Annotated in this window: 15 protein-coding genes; 4 read left to right on the top strand and 11 right to left on the bottom strand. The window is 68.0% G+C overall.

Translation table 11 applies throughout. From position 1 onward, the window contains the following. Nucleotides 1-142 precede the first annotated feature (142 nt). Nucleotides 143-2,452, top strand: a complete 2,310-nt coding sequence (locus QNO03_RS01810) for a glycoside hydrolase family 3 C-terminal domain-containing protein (RefSeq protein WP_289601573.1) — start codon at nt 143-145, stop codon at nt 2,450-2,452. Here QNO03_RS01810 and QNO03_RS01805 read toward each other — a convergent pair. Further along, on the bottom strand, nt 2,449-3,555 hold the full coding sequence (locus tag QNO03_RS01805; RefSeq protein WP_289601572.1) for a glycosyltransferase family protein: 1,107 nt from the start codon (nt 3,553-3,555) through the stop codon (nt 2,449-2,451). The genes QNO03_RS01810 and QNO03_RS01805 overlap by 4 nt on opposite strands. Nucleotides 3,556-3,642: 87 nt before the next feature. Between QNO03_RS01805 and QNO03_RS01800 the strand changes: the two genes are divergently transcribed. After that, nucleotides 3,643-4,548 carry a glycosyltransferase family 2 protein gene (locus tag QNO03_RS01800; RefSeq protein ID WP_289601571.1) on the top strand — a complete coding sequence of 302 codons (906 nt, stop codon included), beginning with the start codon at nt 3,643-3,645 and terminating at the stop codon, nt 4,546-4,548. On the opposite strand, the gene QNO03_RS01795 is transcribed toward QNO03_RS01800, so the two are convergent. The 9 genes from QNO03_RS01795 to abc-f all read right to left on the bottom strand — a co-directional run bounded on the left by QNO03_RS01795 (nt 4,532) and on the right by abc-f (nt 15,141). Next, nucleotides 4,532-5,656, bottom strand: coding sequence for a glycosyltransferase (locus QNO03_RS01795; RefSeq protein ID WP_289601570.1), 1,125 nt, complete (start codon nt 5,654-5,656; stop codon nt 4,532-4,534). The genes QNO03_RS01800 and QNO03_RS01795 overlap by 17 nt on opposite strands. Before the next feature lie 10 nt (nt 5,657-5,666). After that, nucleotides 5,667-6,818 carry a glycosyltransferase gene (locus QNO03_RS01790; protein WP_289601569.1) on the bottom strand — a complete coding sequence of 384 codons (1,152 nt, stop codon included), beginning with the start codon at nt 6,816-6,818 and terminating at the stop codon, nt 5,667-5,669. A gap of 75 nt (nt 6,819-6,893) precedes the next feature. Further along, nucleotides 6,894-7,343: an acyl-CoA thioesterase gene (locus QNO03_RS01785; RefSeq protein WP_229948151.1), complete on the bottom strand. Its 450-nt coding sequence runs from the start codon at nt 7,341-7,343 to the stop codon at nt 6,894-6,896. 115 nt (nt 7,344-7,458) lie between these two features. Continuing rightward, the gene (locus QNO03_RS01780) at nt 7,459-8,235 is read right to left on the bottom strand and encodes a hypothetical protein (protein WP_289601568.1); all 777 of its coding nucleotides are present in this window, start codon (nt 8,233-8,235) and stop codon (nt 7,459-7,461) included. A 14-nt stretch (nt 8,236-8,249) separates the two neighbouring features. Continuing rightward, nucleotides 8,250-9,812 carry a DUF4389 domain-containing protein gene (locus tag QNO03_RS01775; protein ID WP_289601567.1) on the bottom strand — a complete coding sequence of 521 codons (1,563 nt, stop codon included), beginning with the start codon at nt 9,810-9,812 and terminating at the stop codon, nt 8,250-8,252. 37 nt (nt 9,813-9,849) lie between these two features. After that, nucleotides 9,850-11,250: a dihydrolipoyl dehydrogenase gene (gene lpdA, locus QNO03_RS01770; protein WP_289601565.1), complete on the bottom strand. Its 1,401-nt coding sequence runs from the start codon at nt 11,248-11,250 to the stop codon at nt 9,850-9,852. 96 nt (nt 11,251-11,346) lie between these two features. Continuing rightward, the gene (locus QNO03_RS01765; RefSeq protein ID WP_289601564.1) at nt 11,347-12,864 is read right to left on the bottom strand and encodes a carboxylesterase/lipase family protein; all 1,518 of its coding nucleotides are present in this window, start codon (nt 12,862-12,864) and stop codon (nt 11,347-11,349) included. 143 nt (nt 12,865-13,007) lie between these two features. Further along, entirely contained in the window at nt 13,008-13,235 is a 228-nt protein-coding gene (locus QNO03_RS01760; RefSeq protein WP_229948145.1) for a hypothetical protein, read from the bottom strand. A gap of 268 nt (nt 13,236-13,503) precedes the next feature. Beyond that, entirely contained in the window at nt 13,504-15,141 is a 1,638-nt protein-coding gene (gene abc-f / locus QNO03_RS01755; RefSeq protein ID WP_289601562.1) for a ribosomal protection-like ABC-F family protein, read from the bottom strand. A gap of 85 nt (nt 15,142-15,226) precedes the next feature. Here abc-f and QNO03_RS01750 point away from each other — a divergent pair, with 85 nt between their 5' ends. Then, entirely contained in the window at nt 15,227-16,114 is an 888-nt protein-coding gene (locus QNO03_RS01750) for an arginase family protein (protein WP_229948141.1), read from the top strand. A 17-nt stretch (nt 16,115-16,131) separates the two neighbouring features. Here the strand turns inward: QNO03_RS01750 and QNO03_RS01745 are convergent, their stop codons facing one another. Further along, entirely contained in the window at nt 16,132-17,649 is a 1,518-nt protein-coding gene (locus tag QNO03_RS01745; protein WP_289601561.1) for a carboxylesterase/lipase family protein, read from the bottom strand. 190 nt (nt 17,650-17,839) lie between these two features. Between QNO03_RS01745 and QNO03_RS01740 the strand changes: the two genes are divergently transcribed. Continuing rightward, on the top strand, nt 17,840-18,493 hold the full coding sequence (locus QNO03_RS01740; RefSeq protein ID WP_289601559.1) for an SDR family oxidoreductase: 654 nt from the start codon (nt 17,840-17,842) through the stop codon (nt 18,491-18,493). The last annotated feature ends 64 nt before the right edge of the window (nt 18,494-18,557 follow it).

Here is an 18,557-nt window from a genome sequence, read left to right as displayed (position 1 = left end):
ACAGGGCCGGGCACTGGGGGACGGCACCGGGCGGCGGCACTGGGGGACGTCACGGGGGGACGTCACTGGGGCACGACACAGGCAGCGGTTCAAGCACCGGTGCTCTTCCGGGAGGTGCAGCCGGACCCCTAGACTCCGCCACATGCCAACGTCCATGCCTCACCAGCCGCCCGGTTCCGTGCAGCGGGAGCGGGTATCCGCTATCCCGCCGGCCGATAGACCCGCCCTGCTCTCCGGGGCGTCCTTCTGGACCACGGCCGCTGCCCCGGCAGCGGGGCTGCGATCCCTGGTCCTCGCGGACGGGCCGCACGGGATCCGGCGGCCCCGCAGCGACACCGAACCGGGAATCGGCGACGCCCTGCCGGCCACCTGCTTCCCGGCGGAATGCCTGACGGCCTGTTCCTGGGACCCGGAACTCCTGGCCCGCCTCGGCACGGCGACCGCGAAGGAAGCCGCCGCCGCGCACGTCGACGTCGTCCTGGGACCCGGGCTGAACATCAAGCGCACTCCCCTGTGCGGACGCAATTTCGAATACTTCTCGGAAGACCCGTTGCTGGCCGGCACGTTGGGGGCGGCCTGGGTCCGCGCCCTCCAGGCCGAAGGCGTAGCGGCCTGCCCCAAGCACTTCGCGGCGAACAACCAGGAAGCGGACCGGATGCGCATCGATGTGTCCGTGGATGAACGCACCCTGCACGAGATTTACCTGCCGGCCTTCGAAACAGTGGTCCGCACCGCGCATCCATGGACCCTGATGGCTGCCTACAACAAGGTCAACGGTATCCACGCCGCCGAAAATGCCTGGCTCCTGGAGACCGTGCTGCGCAGTGACTGGGGGTTCGACGGCCTGGTCGTGTCCGACTGGGGTGCCGTCACCGATCGAGCGGCCGCGCTCGACGCCGGACTGGACCTGGAAATGCCCGCAAGTTCCGGCCTGGGGCCGGCCGAACTAAAGGCGGGCCTCGAGGCAGGCACCGTCAACGGGGAGATGATTGATGCTTCCCTTGCGAGGCTGCTGCAGCTGGCTGACCGCACCTCTCCTCCCCGTGCCGGAACAGTGAACGCGGCGGAGCACCATGAACTGGCGCGCGGGGCCGCTGCGGAGTCCATGGTGCTGCTGAAGAACGACGGCGGAATCCTTCCGTTCTCCCCAGGGCTCCGTTTGGCCGTGGTGGGCGAACTTGCCCGCACTCCCCGGTATCAGGGCTCCGGCTCGTCCCAGGTCACACCCACCCGGGTCAGCGTGCCGCTCGATGCCCTCGCGGAGCGGACCGCCGCGGCCGTCTTCGCCGCCGCGTACCGGCTGGACGGCACACCCGATCCGCAGCTCGTGGCCGAAGCGGAAACCGCAGCCTCGACCGCAGACGCGGTGGTGTTCTTCCTTGGCCTGACCGAAGCTGAGGAGTCCGAAGGCTTCGACCGCCCGGATCTGTCCCTGCCGGCCAACCAGCTGGCGGCGCTTCGGGCGGTAACGGCAGCGAACCCCTGGACCGTTGTGGTCCTGTTCAACGGAGGCGCAGTCGAGACCGGCTGGGCCTCGCAGGTTCCAGCCGTACTGGAAGCCTGGCTGCCGGGACAGGCCGGCGGCCAAGCCCTCGCGGACGTCCTGCTGGGCGGGGTGAACCCGTCCGGCAAGCTCGCCGAGACCTTTCCGCAGCGGATTGAAGACACACCGGCGTTCGGAAACTACCCCGGCGAGGCCGGCACTGTCCGCTACGGGGAAGGCGTGCTGGTGGGCTACCGGTGGTACGACGCGCGGGCCATCGAACCGGCCTTCCCCTTCGGCCACGGACTGTCCTACACCACCTTCGAGTACAGCAACCTGGACCTGCACGTAGCGGACACCGGGACGGGGCCAGCCCTGTCCGTAGCCGCGACCCTGACGAACACCGGCACCCGGGCCGGAGCCGAAGTCCTGCAGGTGTACTCGGGCGGACCGGACGGACCCGCAGTCCGGCCACCGCGCGAGCTGCGGGGATTCCGCAAGGTGTTCCTGGAGCCCGGAGCGTCGGCCACAGTGTCCCTGGCCGTGCCGCTGGCGGCGCTGGCGAGGTTCGACCCGGCAGCGCACCGCTGGATGAGCGACGCCGGAACCTGCCGGATCGACGTCGGCTCCTCCTCACGGGACATCCGGCTGAGCGGAACCGTCGAGCTGCCCGGAACCGGCACTGCTACCACGGCTCCGCTGACCCTGGATTCCACCGTGACAGAATGGCTTGCGCATCCCCTGGGCAGGGAACTCCTGGGTGGGCTGGCCGGCGGCGGCACGGAGGGCGGCACGGAAGAAACATCCGGGGCGGGCGGCCTGGCCGCAGCGCTGGCGCTGATGGGAAGCCTGCCCCTGCGGCGGCTGGCACGGTTTCCCGGCAGCCCGCTGACCCCGGACCGGCTGAACGCCGTGGAACAGGCTCTGCGGACCGCCGGACCGGCCCCGGGAGGAGAAGCGCCGGGCTAGGCGGAGAGCAGGGAGCGGTAGAGCTCTTCGTGGGCCGCGGCTACCTGCCTGCGCTCGGCGGTCCGCTCCTCCCGGCTCATTCCCGGCCAGTGCCGGGAAGCATGCACCTGCTTGAGCGCAGTGGCCAGGGACTGGGCGTCCAGTCCGTCCTCGTCGTGGATGAATTCGGTGACTGCGGCGCGCTGCTGGGCGTAAAAGCCGCAGGATGGAGCCAGCACGTTAGTGCCGAGGTCGGTGCATGCCTCCAGCCAGCCCGAGTGGGTGCCGAAGCGGTACGGCAGGACGGAGACGTCCAGGCTGGAGAGGTAGTCCCACAGCTGCGGTTCATCGAAGTAGTCCCGGACCTCCAGCTCCAGCCGTCCGGCCGCCGCCGCGTCCGTCAGCCAGCGGTGCAGCTCCGGACGGTATTTGTCCCCGCCCGGGGTAAGGATGTCCGGGTGCCCGTTGACCTGCAGCACGGCCCCGGGAAGCTGCTCCACGGCGTCAAGCAGGTCCGGCAGGACCGCTCCGTCCATCATGTTCGGGCGCAGGCTCTTCAGGTGGATCCCCACGCGGAACTCTTCACGGGGACCCGCTGCAAGCCGCAGGGACTGGCGCCGTTCCAGCTCGTCAAGCGGGACGACGTGGGGGTGCGGCAGCACCTGCGGCCGGCGGCCGCACCGGCGCGAGACGGCATCGGCGGCACCGGGGGTGAGGGTAATGAGTCCATCCGCTGCTGGAATGAGGACATCCAGCTGCGCGTCGTGTGCTTCCGGAGTGAGGTGGTGCGGGTTGCGCAGATCGTGCACCGTGTAGACCAGCGGCTTTCCCTGGGCCTTCAACTCCGCCGTGACGGCCCGCAGGTCCTCCGGCGAAATGGCGTCGAAGCCGAAATGGATATGCATCAGGTCGAAACTGTCCGCGTTCTCCCGGATCCAGCCGGCATCCAGCATGACCGGGGGCCACCATTTTGCCTCCGTGGACTGGCCGGGGTTGCGGGGGTCGGGGTCGGCGAGCCGCGCCACGGTCTGCGGTTCACCGGGGACGGCCCCTGTGTGCCGGATGTAGACCTGGCTGTGCGGCACGGAGGCCACCCTGATAATTGAAGCCTCCGCCGTACCCACGCATCCTCCTGATCAACCCGAAAACTGTCTTCAGTATACTTAGTATTTTGGTGCCTCCGCGAAGGGCACCTCAGGCGGAAGGGAACAATGCAGCCGCAGCACACCGGCTCCGATCCGGCATTCTCGGTACTCATCATCAGTTCGGGCCGGGATATCCACCTGGCCAATGCGGTCCGTGGAATCTGCCGCTCCACCCGCCTGCCGGCTGAAATCGTGGTCTGCTACATGGACCAGCCCGCGGCCGTTCCTCCTGCCAGCGACGTGCCGCTGCGGGTGGTCCATGTGTCCGGCGGCGCCGGCGCACCGCTCCCCCTGGGCGCCGCCCGCAATGCAGCTGCCGCCGCCGCCCGGTCCGGCACACTGGTCTTCCTGGACGTGGACTGCATTCCCGCCGCGGACATGTTCGACCGGCTACTGGCCGATCTGGACCGGACCGGCGGACTGGTGATGGCCGCACCCCGGTACCTCACGGCCGACGCCGGTGTGCGGGATTGGGCGTCCGGCGGCGGCGACAGCGTCCTGTACCGGGATTCGGTACCGCACCACGCCCGTGCCTCCCTGGCACCGGCGCCGGGGGAAGCGGCAATCGCCTCGCAGGAGTATGCATTGTTCTGGTCGCTGGGCTTTGCCGTCCACCGGGATACGTACGGGCGGATCGGCGGCTTCGACGAATCCTTTGCCGGCTACGGGGGCGAGGACACGGACTTCGCCTTTACCGCCCGGCGCAAAGCCGTTCCGCTGGCATTCTCCGCAGCAACCATGTTCCACCAGCACCACGGCGTGCACCGGCCGCCGCTGCATCATCTGGAATCCATCGTGGTCAACGCGGTGGCGTTCCGGCGTAAATGGGGCGGCTGGCCGATGACCGGCTGGCTTGAGGCCTTTGCCAGCGCGGGCTACGTGGACTGGGACCGGGACGGCGAATACCTGCACCTGCTCCGCGTGCCCGGACCAGCGGAGCTGGCTGCCGCCCGGGTCAACGAGCCGTACTGAAATCCGCGCTGCCGGGAGACGCCTGCATCGGCGCTTCACCGCCCGGCACCGCCCCGCCCGACACCGTAGAGTCCACGGCGGCCAGGAAGCGGTCCCGGAACCGGTCCGGGGAAACCAGCAGGGTCCGTGCCAGCAGTTCCGGATCCGTACTGCGCAGGTCCTCCAGCGTTGCCTCCCAGTTCTCCACGGCGGTAAGGTCCTCCGCGGAGGCAGCACCCGCCGCCGCCAGTGATTCGGCGAAGACAGCCTGTTCCCGGAACGGACGCGGTTCAGGGATCAGCAGCACCGGTCGCCGGGCGGCCGCCGCGGCGGCGACGGCGTTATGCCCGGCGGACGTAATCACCACGTCCGCGGCGGCCAGCCGTGGACCCGGGTCCGCCACGACCCCCATCAGCTCGACGTTCGCGGGTAGCCGCTGGGGTACCCCCGCGGTGTGGCCCATCACTTCCCACTGCCATCCGGGGGTGCTGCGGGCCGCCTCGAGGACGTCCCCCAGCTCCACCCCGGTGCCGCCGAGTGAGGTCTGCACCGCCACGGTCCGCGCGCGGACCGGGAAGCTGCCCGCCGCCGGAGCAGTGTCCGGCGCCAGCATGCCAAGGTAGGAACTCTTGGCGCCGTAGGCCTGCAGGTGCGCCGGGTCTTCGATCGACTCGGGGAAATAGGCGAGCAACCCGTGAACGGAATCGTAGGCCAGCCGGTGCGGCAGGTCGGTCCGGTCCCCGTGCATCCTGCGGTGGATCACGGGGTAGCCGGCCAGCCGGGCAAAAACGGCTGTCTCCACCGACACGTCCACCACCACCACGTCCGGGGCGAACTCTTCCCAGAGCCGGTGCAGCTGCGCAAACCGTGCCTGCAGGGCTGGGCCAGGCGGCGCGTAGTGCAGGAACTCCCCGGGTCCCGCGGGATACGGGCCACGCGGGCCGACGTCGGGCGGCAGCGCAGCGAACCGCGCCCCGCCGGGGAGCCGGGGAACGCCCCCGGGTGGAACGGTGCCCGTGACGAGCAGGTCCACTGCGCCCAGGCGGGCGATGTTGGCTGCATGGCGCAGATGGCCGGTGCCATGGTGGTGGGCGTAGTAGGCGACGCGGGGCAAGCGGGAGGCGGGCACTGGCGGATCCCTACGGTATGAGGGCGGCGTCGGGCATGGGTGGCTGCGACGGCAGGCCATCCGGGTCCAGCAGGGAACGGATCTGGTCCTCGTAGGCACCAACCATGGCGGCGGCGCTGAAGCGGGCCGCGGATCTGCGCACGCCGTCCCGGTCAAGGCGCCGCGCCTCGGTGATGGCCGCAGCCAGGGCGTCCGGGCCAAGGCCCTCGGCCAGCCGGCCGCCGTCGGCGTCGATGATCTCCGGCATGGCCCCCAATGGCAGGGCAGCGACCGGGGTGCCGCATGCCATCGCCTCCAGGGCGGTGAGTCCGAACGGCTCGGACCAGACCGGCGAGGCAATGAAAACCTCGCCGGAGCCCAGGAAGCCGGCAAGGTTCCGGTGGTCAAGGTGGCCAACGTGATGGACTCCCCGGCCCAGGTGCGGGGCGACGCTGCGCTCAAAGTACTTTTCATCGCTGACCGGACCGGCGAAGTGCAGTTCCATGCCGGCCATCCGCGCGGCGTCGATGGCGATGTGCAGGCCCTTCTCGGGGGTAACGCGCCCGGCCCAGACTGCGGTGCCCGGGCGCCGGGGCGTCCCGGCGGGCCAGTCGGCCAGACGGATGCCGTTGTGGATGACCTGGAGGTTCGGCAGATGCGCGGACCAGCCGGTTGCGTTGCGCGCTGAGACGCTGACGAAGCGGTGCAGGGGTGAAAGCGGCGCACGCCCGTCCTCGACGGCGTCGATAATCCAGGGCAGCGGCGGGGTGTGGAGGATGGTCAGCAGAGGAAGGTCCGCCAGCTCGAGATAGGGCAGCAGGCTTAACGAATTGTTCACCACGATGTCGAAGTCCCCCGTCCGCACAGCGGCGACGGCCCTGCCGAGAGCGTCGTCCAGCGTCTGCTGCTGGCGGCGCATCTGTTCCGGGGCCAGCCCGCGCTGGAATTCGAAGGACCGCCCGAGAACATCCACTACCCGGCCGCGGGACTCGGAGCCTGCCTTGCCGAAAAGCGTCACGTCGTGGCCGCGCGAGGCGAACTCATCCGCCATCAACGACGTATGCATTTCGAGCCCGCCCAGGAACGGGCTGGAAATCGGATGGTGGAGATGGGCCAGGATTGCTATGCGCAGTGGCTCCCCCTCCGCCGCGTGCCCCTGCGGCAGGGGGAAGTTCTGACTCATAAGAATAAGTATGCCTTGAATCCCTCCCCCGGACCGGAAAAGGTCCCGGGGGGACGGGCATGCGCTGCGGCCGGATCAGCCCGCGAAAGGCTCGGCGCCGAAAGGCACCGGGGGGATGTGGTGGGAAGGCAGCCGGTCCCGGTCGTAGCTGATGCTGGTGTAGCCGTGCGGAACGGGTTTGCCGTTCTCATCCAGGTTGACGAACACGATCTTGTCGATTGTCAGGATGCTGCGGCGGGTGATCATGTTGCGTACCTCGGCCTGCATGGTGAGGGAGGTCCGGCCGAACTTGGTGGCGGTGAGCCCCATTTCAATCAGGTCGCCCTGCACCGCGGAACTGACGAAGTTGATCTCCGACATGAATTTGGTGACCACCCGTCCGTTACCCATCTGCAGGATGGCGTACACGGTGGCTTCTTCGTCGATCCAGCGCAGCAGGCTGCCGCCGAACAGGGTTCCGTTGGCGTTCAGGTCTTCCGGCCGGACCCATTTGCGGGTATGGAAATTGATGTTCTCAAGGGGCATATCTTCAGCTTATCCACAGCCTTTCGGGCAATCCGTCCGTTCTGCGGATGCCTTGCTCACAGACCCCTGTTAGGTCCCTGACCCTGGCGTGATGCCGCTCCCTCCGGGCCTGGGCTCAGTCGGGTGCCTCATTGACGGTGTCGCCGAGGGCTGTGACATCGCCGTCCGCCGGGACCTGCAGTGCCTCGATGGTCCTGGATTCCACCAGGTCCGCGATCAGCGCGGCCGGGCCGCCTACCAGCGTCGTATCCAGGTCGATTTCCGTCGCGAGGAACCAGGCCGCGTCGGCCGGCCACAGCAGGTTCGGACTCTGGAGCGGATCCCAGCCGTTCCGCTCCTGCCACCCCCTGCCGGCGAAGATGGAGAGGTCCGCCTGGAACAACAGGTAGCCGCGCAGGGGCAGCTGGAGCCGGGCAGCGGTGCCGCCGGCGTCGATGAAGGCGGCCTGCACACTGCCCGAGACCCACCCGTAGCCGTCCCACAGTCCCGCGGTGCACGTCTCCGGCGCCGCTGTGTGTGCGCCGAGGATACGGACCACCTCGGCCAGGGTCCCGGAAGGCATTGACCCCACCAGCGGGTCCTCATACTGCCACCCCGGCTCGTTCGAAACCGGATTGCGGTAACCGGCCAGGATGGACGCCCATTGCATCAGCGGGTGTGGAACCGCTCCGCGGACCTCGGCGAGTTCCTGCCAGCGCATGGTGCGGGAATCGACCGTCGCGGGACCGTCCTGCTGCCAGCCCATCAGCTGCGCGTGGATCGGATGGAAGATGCGCGCATATGCCTCGAACCCCTCCGGCACCGTGCCCGAGACGGTTCCCGCCTGGGCCAGCCGTCCGGCAATCCAGAGACCTGACTGCGGGTCGGCAAGCGGCCCCTCCAACCTCGTCATCCGGCCAGTATGCCCTACCCGGCTTCGCTGCGGGGGTGCCCGCGGTTAGCCGGAACCCCCGTCCAGTCGCCGGCCTGCAGGTCCCGGGCATCCACCGGCCCCTGGTCCAGCCGGAACGGCGGGTATTCGTCCCGCATCAGCGCCGTATACGCCAGCACCCGGTAGGCCCAGCGCCTCAGGCCCATGATGAAGTCGAAGAGCGGACGCGGGTAGCGCCCGGTGAACAGCAGCACCGCGGCGGCCACGAGGACCAAAAGGCCGATCAGGGAAATGCCCGCCGTCCATCCCCCGACGGACTGCGGGCCCTCCGTCCAGTCGGTCCAGCCGGTCCCGTACACCGGGTCATCCCACCCGCCGCCGACACTCCGCTCCCAGCCGCCGAACGGTCCCGCCTGCCGCACGACGACGTAGCCGCCGCCGGTGAAGGCGCCCACGATCAGCGCGTGCGGGATGACCAGCAGCCACCACTTCACCAGCACCAGCCCGCGGGAGAGCCGTTCGGGGTATGCGACGTCGAAGTCCGCCGGATAGTCCGTGCGCTCCAAGGTGAACGGCGGATAGCGGTCCGTACCGAGCACCTGGGTGGCATAAAACCCCACCCGCCAGCTCCAGCGGATCACCCCCACATTGAAGTCGAACAGTGCCCGCGGGTAACGGGCGGTGAACAGGACCGCGAAGCCGGCTATGACCGTCGCCACGCAGAACGCGGTCCACAGAAAAACGAGCAGGAAGTAATGCGGTACCGCCAGCAGCCACTTCACCAGCCACAACCAGCGGGACAGCCCGGGGTCCAGCTCGCCGTAGAGCTTCGCCGGATAGGGCACGGGAACCGAGGCCGGGGCGGGAGCTGGACGAGGAGGCTTCGCGTAACCATAGGGGCCGTGCCCGCCCTCGGGCCCGGCATAACCGCCGGCCGGTCCGCCCGGCTGGTTCCGTCCGGTGAGGATGCCCGCGAGGATCAGTGCGGTTCCGCCAAGCACCAGGACTGCCGCGGCAATCAGCAGCGACCAGGCGAACGGCCCTACGAGGTCCGACCGGACGCCTGCCTGCAGCTCGGCCGTGACCTGCGGCGCGGCGTCGGCGTTCATCACGACGACGGTCCACTCGCCCTGCTGCAGGGGCCACTCAATCTCCCGGGTCCCGGTTCCGGCGGAGGATGCCGCCCAGAAGTCCTGCTCGCCCGGAGGCGCCGGTGTGGCTGTCCCGGGCAGCTCCCGGTAGTCCGCGGCAAACGGGTCGAACCTCACGTCCTCGAGCTCCGTATGGGCCACTCCGGCGAGATACCGTTCGACGTCGGCCTCCGGCGCGATCCCGAGGAACAACTCTCCATTGGGGTTGGTTCCGCGCAGCTGCACCGAGGCCACGTTGTCCTCCGCGGTGACGCCGGGGCTGACCTCGATGCTTTCGCTGGTCAGTGCGTAGGAGCCGACGCTGTAGGTCTCTTCCGGAACCGAGAGGTAGCCTCCGCGCTGGGCGGCCGCGAGGAGACCGAGAGCGGCTGCACCTGCGGCGGCACAGAGCCCGGCAAGGACCAGCAGGGACCCGATGACGATCAGGATAATTCTGCCTGGCTTCATGGCAGTGCCCTCCGCTCGTGGACCCCCTTGGATAACGCTAGAAGTTGATCATGTGGCCGGTCAGTCCATGGAAGGCTTCCTGCAGCGCCTCACTCAGCGTGGGGTGGGTATGCACGTTGCGTGCCAGCTCGTGGGCAGTCAGGTCCCATTTCTGCGCCAGCGTCAGTTCAGGCAGCAGCTCGGAGACGTCCGGTCCAATGAGATGACCGCCCAGCAGCTCCAGATGCTCCTTGTCAGCTACGAGCTTCACGAAGCCCACCGGTTCGCCCAGGCCGTGCGCCTTGCCGTTGGCAGTGAACGGGAAGGTACTGACCACCACGTCGTGCCCTTCGTCGCGGGCCTGCTGTTCGGTGAGGCCGAAGCTTGCCACCTGAGGCTGGCAGAAGGTGGCCCGCGGCATCATGCGGTAGTCACCCAGCGGCATGGTTTCCGCCTTGCCGATGGTTTCAGCCGCCACCACCCCCATGGCTTCAGCAACGTGGGCGAGCTGCAGCTTGGCAGTAATGTCGCCGATGGCGTAAATGTGCGGGACATTGGTGCGCATGTAGTCGTCAATGCCGATGGCACCGCGTTCGGTCAGCTGCACCCCGGTCTTCTCCAGGCCGTAGCCCTCGGTGCGCGGGGCAAAGCCGATGGACATCATCACCCGGTCGGCCTCGATGCTGCCCTGCCGGCCGTCCTTGTCCGTGTAGGTCACGGTGACGGAAGACCCGTTGTCCTTGACCGTTTCCACCTTTGTGGAGGTGAGGATAGGAATACCGAGCTTCTTGTACTGCTTGGTGATTTCCTTCGAGACGTCCGCGTCCTCGTTCGGCAGTGCCCGGTCCAGGAACTCGATGATGGTCACGTCCACACCGTAGCTGCGGTGCACGTAGCCGAACTCCATGCCGATGGCACCGGCACCGACAATCACGATCTTCTTCGGCAGGTCCCGGTCCATGATCTGGGCCTCATACGTCACCACGTTCCGGCTCAGCTCGACGCCGGGCAGGAGGCGTACATAGGTACCGGTGGCGATGATCGCGTTGTCGAAGGTGAGGGTCTCGCTGCCGCCCCTGGACAGGTCCACCTCGAGCGTGTGGTCGTCGGCGAAGACGCCGTGGCCGTCGTATTCGGTGATCTTGTTTTTCTTCATCAGGAAGTGGACGCCCTTGACCCGGCCGTCAGCCACCTGGCGGCTGCGGTCAAAGGCAGCCCCGAAATCGAAGCTGACCTCGCCGGTCATTCCGAACGTCTTTGCCTGGTTGGTGAAAATCTGGGCCAGCTCCGCATTGCGCAGCAGTGCTTTGGAGGGAATGCAGCCCACGTTGAGGCAGACCCCGCCCCAGTACTTCTCCTCCACTATTGCCGTCTTCAAACCCAGCTGGGCCGCGCGGATGGCTGCCACGTATCCGCCCGGTCCGGCTCCGAGGACCACGACGTCGTAATGTTCGCTCATGCTGTCCAACTCTCCTTGCCTGGGGGTGCGGGAAAATCAAAAGCCGGCTTAAGGCTCTCACGCAGCTGCCGCTGGCGGCACCCGTGCCGGGAAGGATCAGATGTAGCCCCGGTAGCCGGACCAGGCAAGCCTGCGTTCCGGGAACGGATCGGAAACGATCCGGTCCAGTTTGTCGAAGATGCGGGTATGCCGGTGGAGTCCGTCGTATGCCGGCCAGTCGCTCCCGGGGTGGGAATGCCAGGCAAGGCTCAGCAGCGACCCCTGGTACCGGCGGGACAGTGCCTTGATTTCACCGGCACCGCCCAGCAGGGTCAGGGCCCGGGCAGTCCGGGTTCCGGTATCCCCGAACATCACGGGCACGTCGAAGGAGTGGGTGGCACCGAACCCCAGGAGGTTCATCATCGGCGTCGCATAGTCGTAGCGGTACATCCAGGTGGGAGCGACCAGCGAGTGTCCTTCGGCAACCATCTGGCTCGGATACCAGAACACCAGGTCGCCGCTGATGTCCACGGACCGTTGCCGGGACGGATATCCCGGATACGCGGCCACCACGCGGTCCCTGGCCTGCGGGTCGGTACCGGCGAACATCTTTTCGATCCGGACAACGGAGGACGGCAGGATATTGGAGATCTTCGCGAAGAGGGCACCCTCCCGGGCCATGGTGCCCAGCACCAGGGGAACCGGGTTGGACTCCCCGGCAAGGAAGGCATCGACGGGATGCCGAGGCAGGAAACCGCCGTCGATCACCGGCGAGACACTGAGTGATCCGGGCTGTTTAACGGGACCGATCTTCGTGGTCAGTTTCCGGGTCGCATTGACCAGCTTCGCCGCGGGCATGGTGGTCAACGCTTCCGCGGCATCGGCGGGCGGAACTCCGAGAATCTCCAGCAGGTCCGCTGCCCACGCCGCGTGCAGGCCAGGAGAGTAGGCGGCGGACGGGGCCGGACTCTGCGCGTAGGCCTGGTGGAACAGGTGCCGTGCAGACGGGACGCACATCAGCGACGTGACAGCGAGACCGCCGGCGGATTCGCCGAACAGGGTGACGTTGTGCGGGTCTCCCCCAAAGCCTTCGATGTTCTGCTGCACCCATTCCAGGGCGGCCACCTGGTCCCGCAGGCCCATATTGACGTCGAACGGACGTCCGGGCGTGGAGTACGCCCGGAAGTCCATAAAGCCCAGGGCGCCGATGCGGTAGTTCAGCGAAACATAGATGACTCCGCCGTCGCGGACGAGATTGGTGCCCCGGTATGTCGGCTCGGCGGAGGATCCCGAGCTGAACGCCCCGCCGTAGAGGTAGACCAGGACCGGCAGCAACCCGTCCGGGGGTTCCAGCGGGGCAGAGACGTTGAGGGTCAGGCAATCCTCATCCATGGCAACCCTGCGCCGGGTTCCGGTGAGGCTTGGTGCCTTGGACTGCGGCGGGACGGCACCAAAGGAACGGGCGTCGCGGATACCGGTCCAACTGCCGGGGGGCCGGGGTGCCCGGAGACGAAGCCCGCCGACCGGCGGGGCCGCATAGGGGATGCCGCGCCAGGTACGCACCCCCGAATCAATAATTCCCTGCACAAGACCATTGCCGGTTTCAACCACGAGTGACGCAACGTCGATAGCCACGGTGAACTCTTTTCGGCCGGGGAAGGACTCCCCCGCGACTACCTACGATAGGCGCGCCCCAAGGCCCCCACCAGATGCGGGGCCGGTTGCCGGCGGCCCGGCTTCAAGTTTCGAGCCAGCCGCTGTGTTGCGAGAGCTGTACCTTAGGCGGCGGCGACAAGCCGGCGGCGTGACCCTGCGCTGCGGCGTCCGTGAACGGCACGGCCGGCGCCACTGGTCAGCCGGCGGTGCAGAACCGCTTCCCGGAGGCACAGGCCGGCAACTGCGGCGACGTTGAGGGCAATCTTTGTGCCGGTTGACCAATCGGTTCCCACACACAGCATCCAGACCAGGATCAGGACCGGCAGGTCCGCGGACCTCAGCGCCTTCACTTGGCGGTTCCGATGCGCCCGAACAGGCCCAAAGCGGTGCGCGCATGCGGCACCGGTGTTGCTCCGCGGCCACGGCGGCCGCCGTGTGCAGAGGCTGCACTGCAGCCGAGGTTTCCAATCCATGGAGCCATGAGGACACTTCTTCCGTGAAATCGTCCGAGACCTGCGTTCCGCACCTCCCAAGGATGCGGTACTGGGTACTTTTGTATCACACCCGGCGCGAAACAGGTGTGTCGGAGCTGGCCTTTGTCCGGGCAGCAGGCGTACCCTACCCCGCCTCGACCCTCCCGCCGGCCACTTTCCACCGGGTGTCGAGCCGTACGTTTTCCAGCAGGCGCCGGTCATGCGATACCAGCAGCAGGGCCCCTTCGTAGCTTTCCAACGCCTCCTCCAGCTGCTCGATGGCGGGCAGGTCCAAGTGGTTGGTGGGCTCGTCAAGGACCAGGAGGTTCACTCCCCGGGCCTGCAGCAGTGCCAGCGAAGCGCGGGTACGTTCCCCGGGAGACAGCGCATCGACACGGCTTCCAACCTGGTCGGCCTTGAGCCCGAACTTGGCCAGCAGGGTGCGGACCTCCGCGGACGAGAGGTCCGGAACGGCCGCCTCAAAGGCGTCCCCCAGCGGCAAATGGGCCGGGAGCTGGCCGCGGCCCTGGTCGATTTCCCCCACGGCCACAGAGGCACCCAGGGAGGCGGTGCCGGCGTCGGGCACCTCACGCCCGAGCAGCAGCCGCAGCAGCGTGGACTTGCCGGCGCCGTTGGGGCCGGTGATGCCGATCCGTTCCCCGGCGTTCACCTGGACCGACACGGGTCCCAGCGTAAAACCGCCCTTGGTGAGGACGGCGTCGTTCAGGGTGGACACCACGGAACTGGACCGGGGTGCGGATCCGATGCTCAGCTGCAGCTGCCACTCCTTGCGTGGTTCCTCCACCTCGTCCAGGCGGGCGATGCGTGATTCCATCTGGCGGACTTTCCGTGCCTGCTTTTCCGAAGACTCGGTGCTGGCCTTGCGCCGGATCTTGTCGTTGTCAGGATTCTTCTTCATGGCGTTGCGCACGCCCTGCGAACTCCATTCCCGGGTGGTCCGGGCACGGGAGACCAGATCCGCCTTCTTGTCCGCGAACTCGTCGTAAGCCTCCCGGGCATGCCGGCGGGCGACGGCGCGTTCCTCCAGATACGCCTCGTATCCGCCGTCGTAAACCGCCACGCTGTTCTGCGCCAGGTCCAGTTCCACCACGGTGGTCACGCAGCGGGCGAGGAATTCGCGGTCGTGGGACACCAGCACGACGCCGCCGCGCAGTCCGCGGACGAACTGTTCCAGGCGCGCCAGGCCGTCCAGGTCGAGGTCATTGGTGGGTTCGTCGAGGAGCACAATATCGAAGCGGCTCAGCAGCAGGGCGGCCAGCGCCACCCGGGCCGCCTGCCCGCCGGAGAGCCCCACCATCTCCATATCCATGCCAAGCTGCAGTCCGAGGTCCGCCAGCACGGCGGGAGCCCGGTCCTCGAGGTCGGCCGCACCCGAGGCAAGCCACCGGTCCAGTGCGGCAGCGTAGGTGTCATCCGCTCCGGGAAGTCCGGAGCCCAGGGCTTCCGCCGCTGCTTCCATAGCCTCCGTGGCGGCCGCGGAACCGGTGCGCCGGGCCAGGTATCCGCCCACCGTCTCGCCGGCCAGCCGTTCGTGTTCCTGCGGCAGCCAGCCCACAAAGGCATCGGCCGGGGAGGTGCTGACCGTTCCGGCCTGCGGCTCCGCAGCTCCGGCCAGCAGCCGCAGCAGTGTCGATTTTCCGGCACCGTTGGCTCCCACCACGCCCACGACGTCGCCGGGCGCGACGGTCAGCGACAAATGTTCAAAGAGGGTGCGGTGCGCATGGCCGCCGGAGAGGTCCCGGGCGACGAGGGTTGCAGTCATTCCTCCATTCTATTTTGTGCCCACCCCTGTTTTGGCCCGGCGGCCGGGCGGTAAGGTGGCATCCCCGCCGCACCAAAGGACGATCATGACCTCCATGCATCCCTCCGGCCCCGGAGCCCTCCGGCTGGTCTTTCCGCAGTGGCAGGGTGCTGCCGGCGCCGGCACCGTGGGTTCCCTGCCTGCCGGGCAGCCACACCAGACCCAGCTCTCCTATCATCTCGGTCCGGCCCTGCTCGAGCTGCTCTCCCCCGGACACGACGGGCCCACGGCCTATGTTCCGGTCAGCACCGACACCGAGTCCGTGGAGACGGTGAACGGCATATACGCCCGGGACGCGGTGCTGCGCCAGCTGCGGGCGGGTGTCCGCCTGGTGCAGGAGGCGGATCCCGAATCCGTAGTCACCTTCGGTGGGGAATGTTCTGTAAGCGTGGCGCCGTTCAGCTATCTCGCGGCCCGGTACGGTGCGGATCTGGCGGTGTTGTGGGTGGACGCGCATCCGGACACCGGTCTTCCCGGGGACAGCTACACAGGGTTCCGGTCCATGTCGCTGGCCACCCTTGCCGGCGAGGGGGACGCGGAGTTCCTGGCCGCACTGCCTGCCGTGGTGCCGCCCGCGAACATCCTCCACGTGGGCCTGCAGGACTGGCAGGATCCGGGCATCGCGACCAAGCGGCGGCTGGGCATTGCCAGTGTGGGCATTACGGACACCCCGGAGGATACCCGCCGGATCCTGGACTGGCTGGCCCTGACCGGGGCCAGCAAACTGGCCGTGCACGTGGACCTGGATGTGCTGGACCGCCGGGACTTCACCGGGGCGACGGGCAACGGAACGCGCGGTGTACGGGTTCCGGACCTGCTGCGGATCATCGACGCCGTGGGGGAAGCCGGGGAAATAGTGGGACTCTCGCTAGCCCAGCACGCGCCGTTGGAACTCCTGCGCCTGGGCGGACTGCTGCGGGACCTGCCGGTCTGAGGCGGCATACCTCGGCTTCAGCGGTAACCGCGGTACCCGTTCCACGCCTGCCGCCGGATCCGGTGCGGATCGTGGACCACCCGGTCGGTGCTGTCGAAGATCTTGGTGGTCCGGGTCCCGGTATCGTAGGCCGGCCACAGGCCCGGCGATCCCGTACGGGCGAAGCGCAGCAGCGCCCCGCTGAAACGGTGTCCAAGTGAAACCGCCGTACGCTTCCCGCCCAGCAGGGTCTGGAACCGGCCCAGGCTGGTTTCGAAGTTTCCGAATGCCGCCGGGATGTCCATGCCGTGGGTGGCGCCAAGCCCCAGCAGGTTCGCGGACCGGGCAGCGTAGTCGAACCGGTAGGACCATGTGGGTGCATAGGCGGAGTGCGCCTCTGCAACCTGGACACTGGGCAGCCAGAAGACCACGTCGCCGCCGACGTCGACGGCAGCGCGTTTGGACGGGTAGCCGGGGTAGGCGGCGAGGACCTGGTCCTTCAGCCCGGGTTCGGTGCGGGAAAACATCCGGTCGATCCGCTCCTGGGTAGTGGGGAGGATGTCCAGCATCCGGTCGAACAGGGCACCTTCGCGGTGGGTGGTGCCGATGACCAGCGGAATCCGGTGGGCCCTGCCGGCCCGGAAGGCATCGATGGGGTGCTGCGGCAGGAAATCGCCGTCGACCACCGGAGCTACTGCCCGGGCGCCCGGCTCGGTCTCAGGGGCGATCTTCCGCGTCAGCCGGTTGACGGCCTCCACCAGGCGCCGCGGCGGCAGGGTGGACAGTGCCTCCCCCGCCCCGGCTTCCGGAACGCCCAGCAGCTCCATCAGGGTGGCGGCCCATTTCTCCGGCAGCTCCGGACCATAGGCGGTGGCCGGTGCCGAGCTTTGCACGAAGGCCTTGTGGAACAGACCCTCCGCAGCGGGAACACACATCAGCGCAGTGATCGACATGGCCCCGGCCGACTCACCGAACACGGTGACGTTGCCCGGGTCCCCGCCGAAACGGGCAATATTGCGCTGGACCCACCGCAGGGCGGCCACCTGGTCCGCCAACCCGGTATTGACATCGAAAGGCCGTTCCGGGGTGGAGTACCGGCGGAAATCCATGAAGCCCAGGGCACCCAGCCGGTAGTTCATGCAGACGTAGACCACGTCCCCGCGCTCCACGAGGCCCCGGCCGTTATAGGCGGAGGAGGAAGCGGCCCCGGTGGTGAAGCCGCCACCGTAGAAATACACCAGGACGGGACGGGGCGGGGCCTTCTCCAGCGGCGCAGTGACGTTGATGGTCAGGCAGTCCTCGTCCATGGGCGCTTTCCGCCCCGCACCAACGGACGGGAGAGCGCCTTCCTGCGGAGGAACCGGACCGTATCGGCTGGCATCCCGCTCGTCCGTCCAGGGCTGCACCGGCTGCGGCAGCCGAAGCCTCAGCGCGCCGGTGGGTGGGGCAGCGTAGGGGATTCCGCGCCAGGCCCGTGCCCCGTCCACAACTATCCCCCGCACCGGGCCGTCCGTTGTCTCCACCACGAGGTCCGGCTGAACCGTAGATGCTGCCACAGTGTTCCTTCCCAGGAGGGTTTTGCGCGCCCAGCGCGATCATAGGCACGCCCCGGATGCCGCCGCCATAGTCCGGGCCGCTATTGGCCTGCAACCGCTAAGCCGTCGGCGGACGAGTAGGCCGGAACAGGGCAAACATTCGACAGCATGCTTATGGTGGAAGGACAGTCATCAACGTAAGGAGTGTCGTATGTCCCGCATCGCCATCATCGGAGGACACGGAAAAGTCGCGCAACACCTGGCCCGCCGGCTGACCGGCAACGGCCACAGCGTCACCTCGCTCTTCCGCAACCCCGACCACGCAGCCGAAGTCGAACAGACCGGTGCAGAAGCGGTCGTCGCCGACGTCGAAAACCTCTCCACGGAACAGATCACCGAACTGCTCCGCGGCCATGACGCCGTCGTCTGGAGCGCCGGGGCGGGAGGCGGTACACCCGACCGCACCTTTGCCGTGGACCGTGACGCCGCCATCCGCTCCATGGACGCCGCCGAAGCAGCCGGCGCAAGCCGCTACGTGATGGTCTCCTACTTCGGTGCCGGCAAGGATCATGGTGTCCCCGAAGACGACGGCTTCTATGCCTACGCCGAAGCCAAGGCCGACGCCGATGAGCACCTCCGGGCCAGCGGCCTGGACTGGACGATCCTCGGTCCCAGTGCCCTGACCCTTGATCCCGGCACGGGCCGGATTGAAACCGGCGACGGTGTGGAAGGCGGATCCGTTTCGCGCGAGGATGTTGCCCATGTGGCCGCCGAAGTACTCGGGCGTCCCAACACCATCGGCAGGACCATTGAATTCAACAACGGTCCGACGCCGGTCGCCGAGGCCCTGGATTCGCTGGCCTAGGCACCCGCCCGGAGCCGGCAACGCACCGGCAGGTATCCCGTGTCCCCCACTATGACAAGCAAAG

Origin of the sequence: Arthrobacter sp. zg-Y877 (assembly GCF_030373105.1) — a bacterium.
In the GTDB taxonomy this organism is placed as follows: Bacteria; Actinomycetota; Actinomycetes; order Actinomycetales; family Micrococcaceae; genus Arthrobacter_B.
Note: the sequence above shows the minus strand (reverse complement) of the source record. Positions and strands in the feature narration are given on the sequence as shown.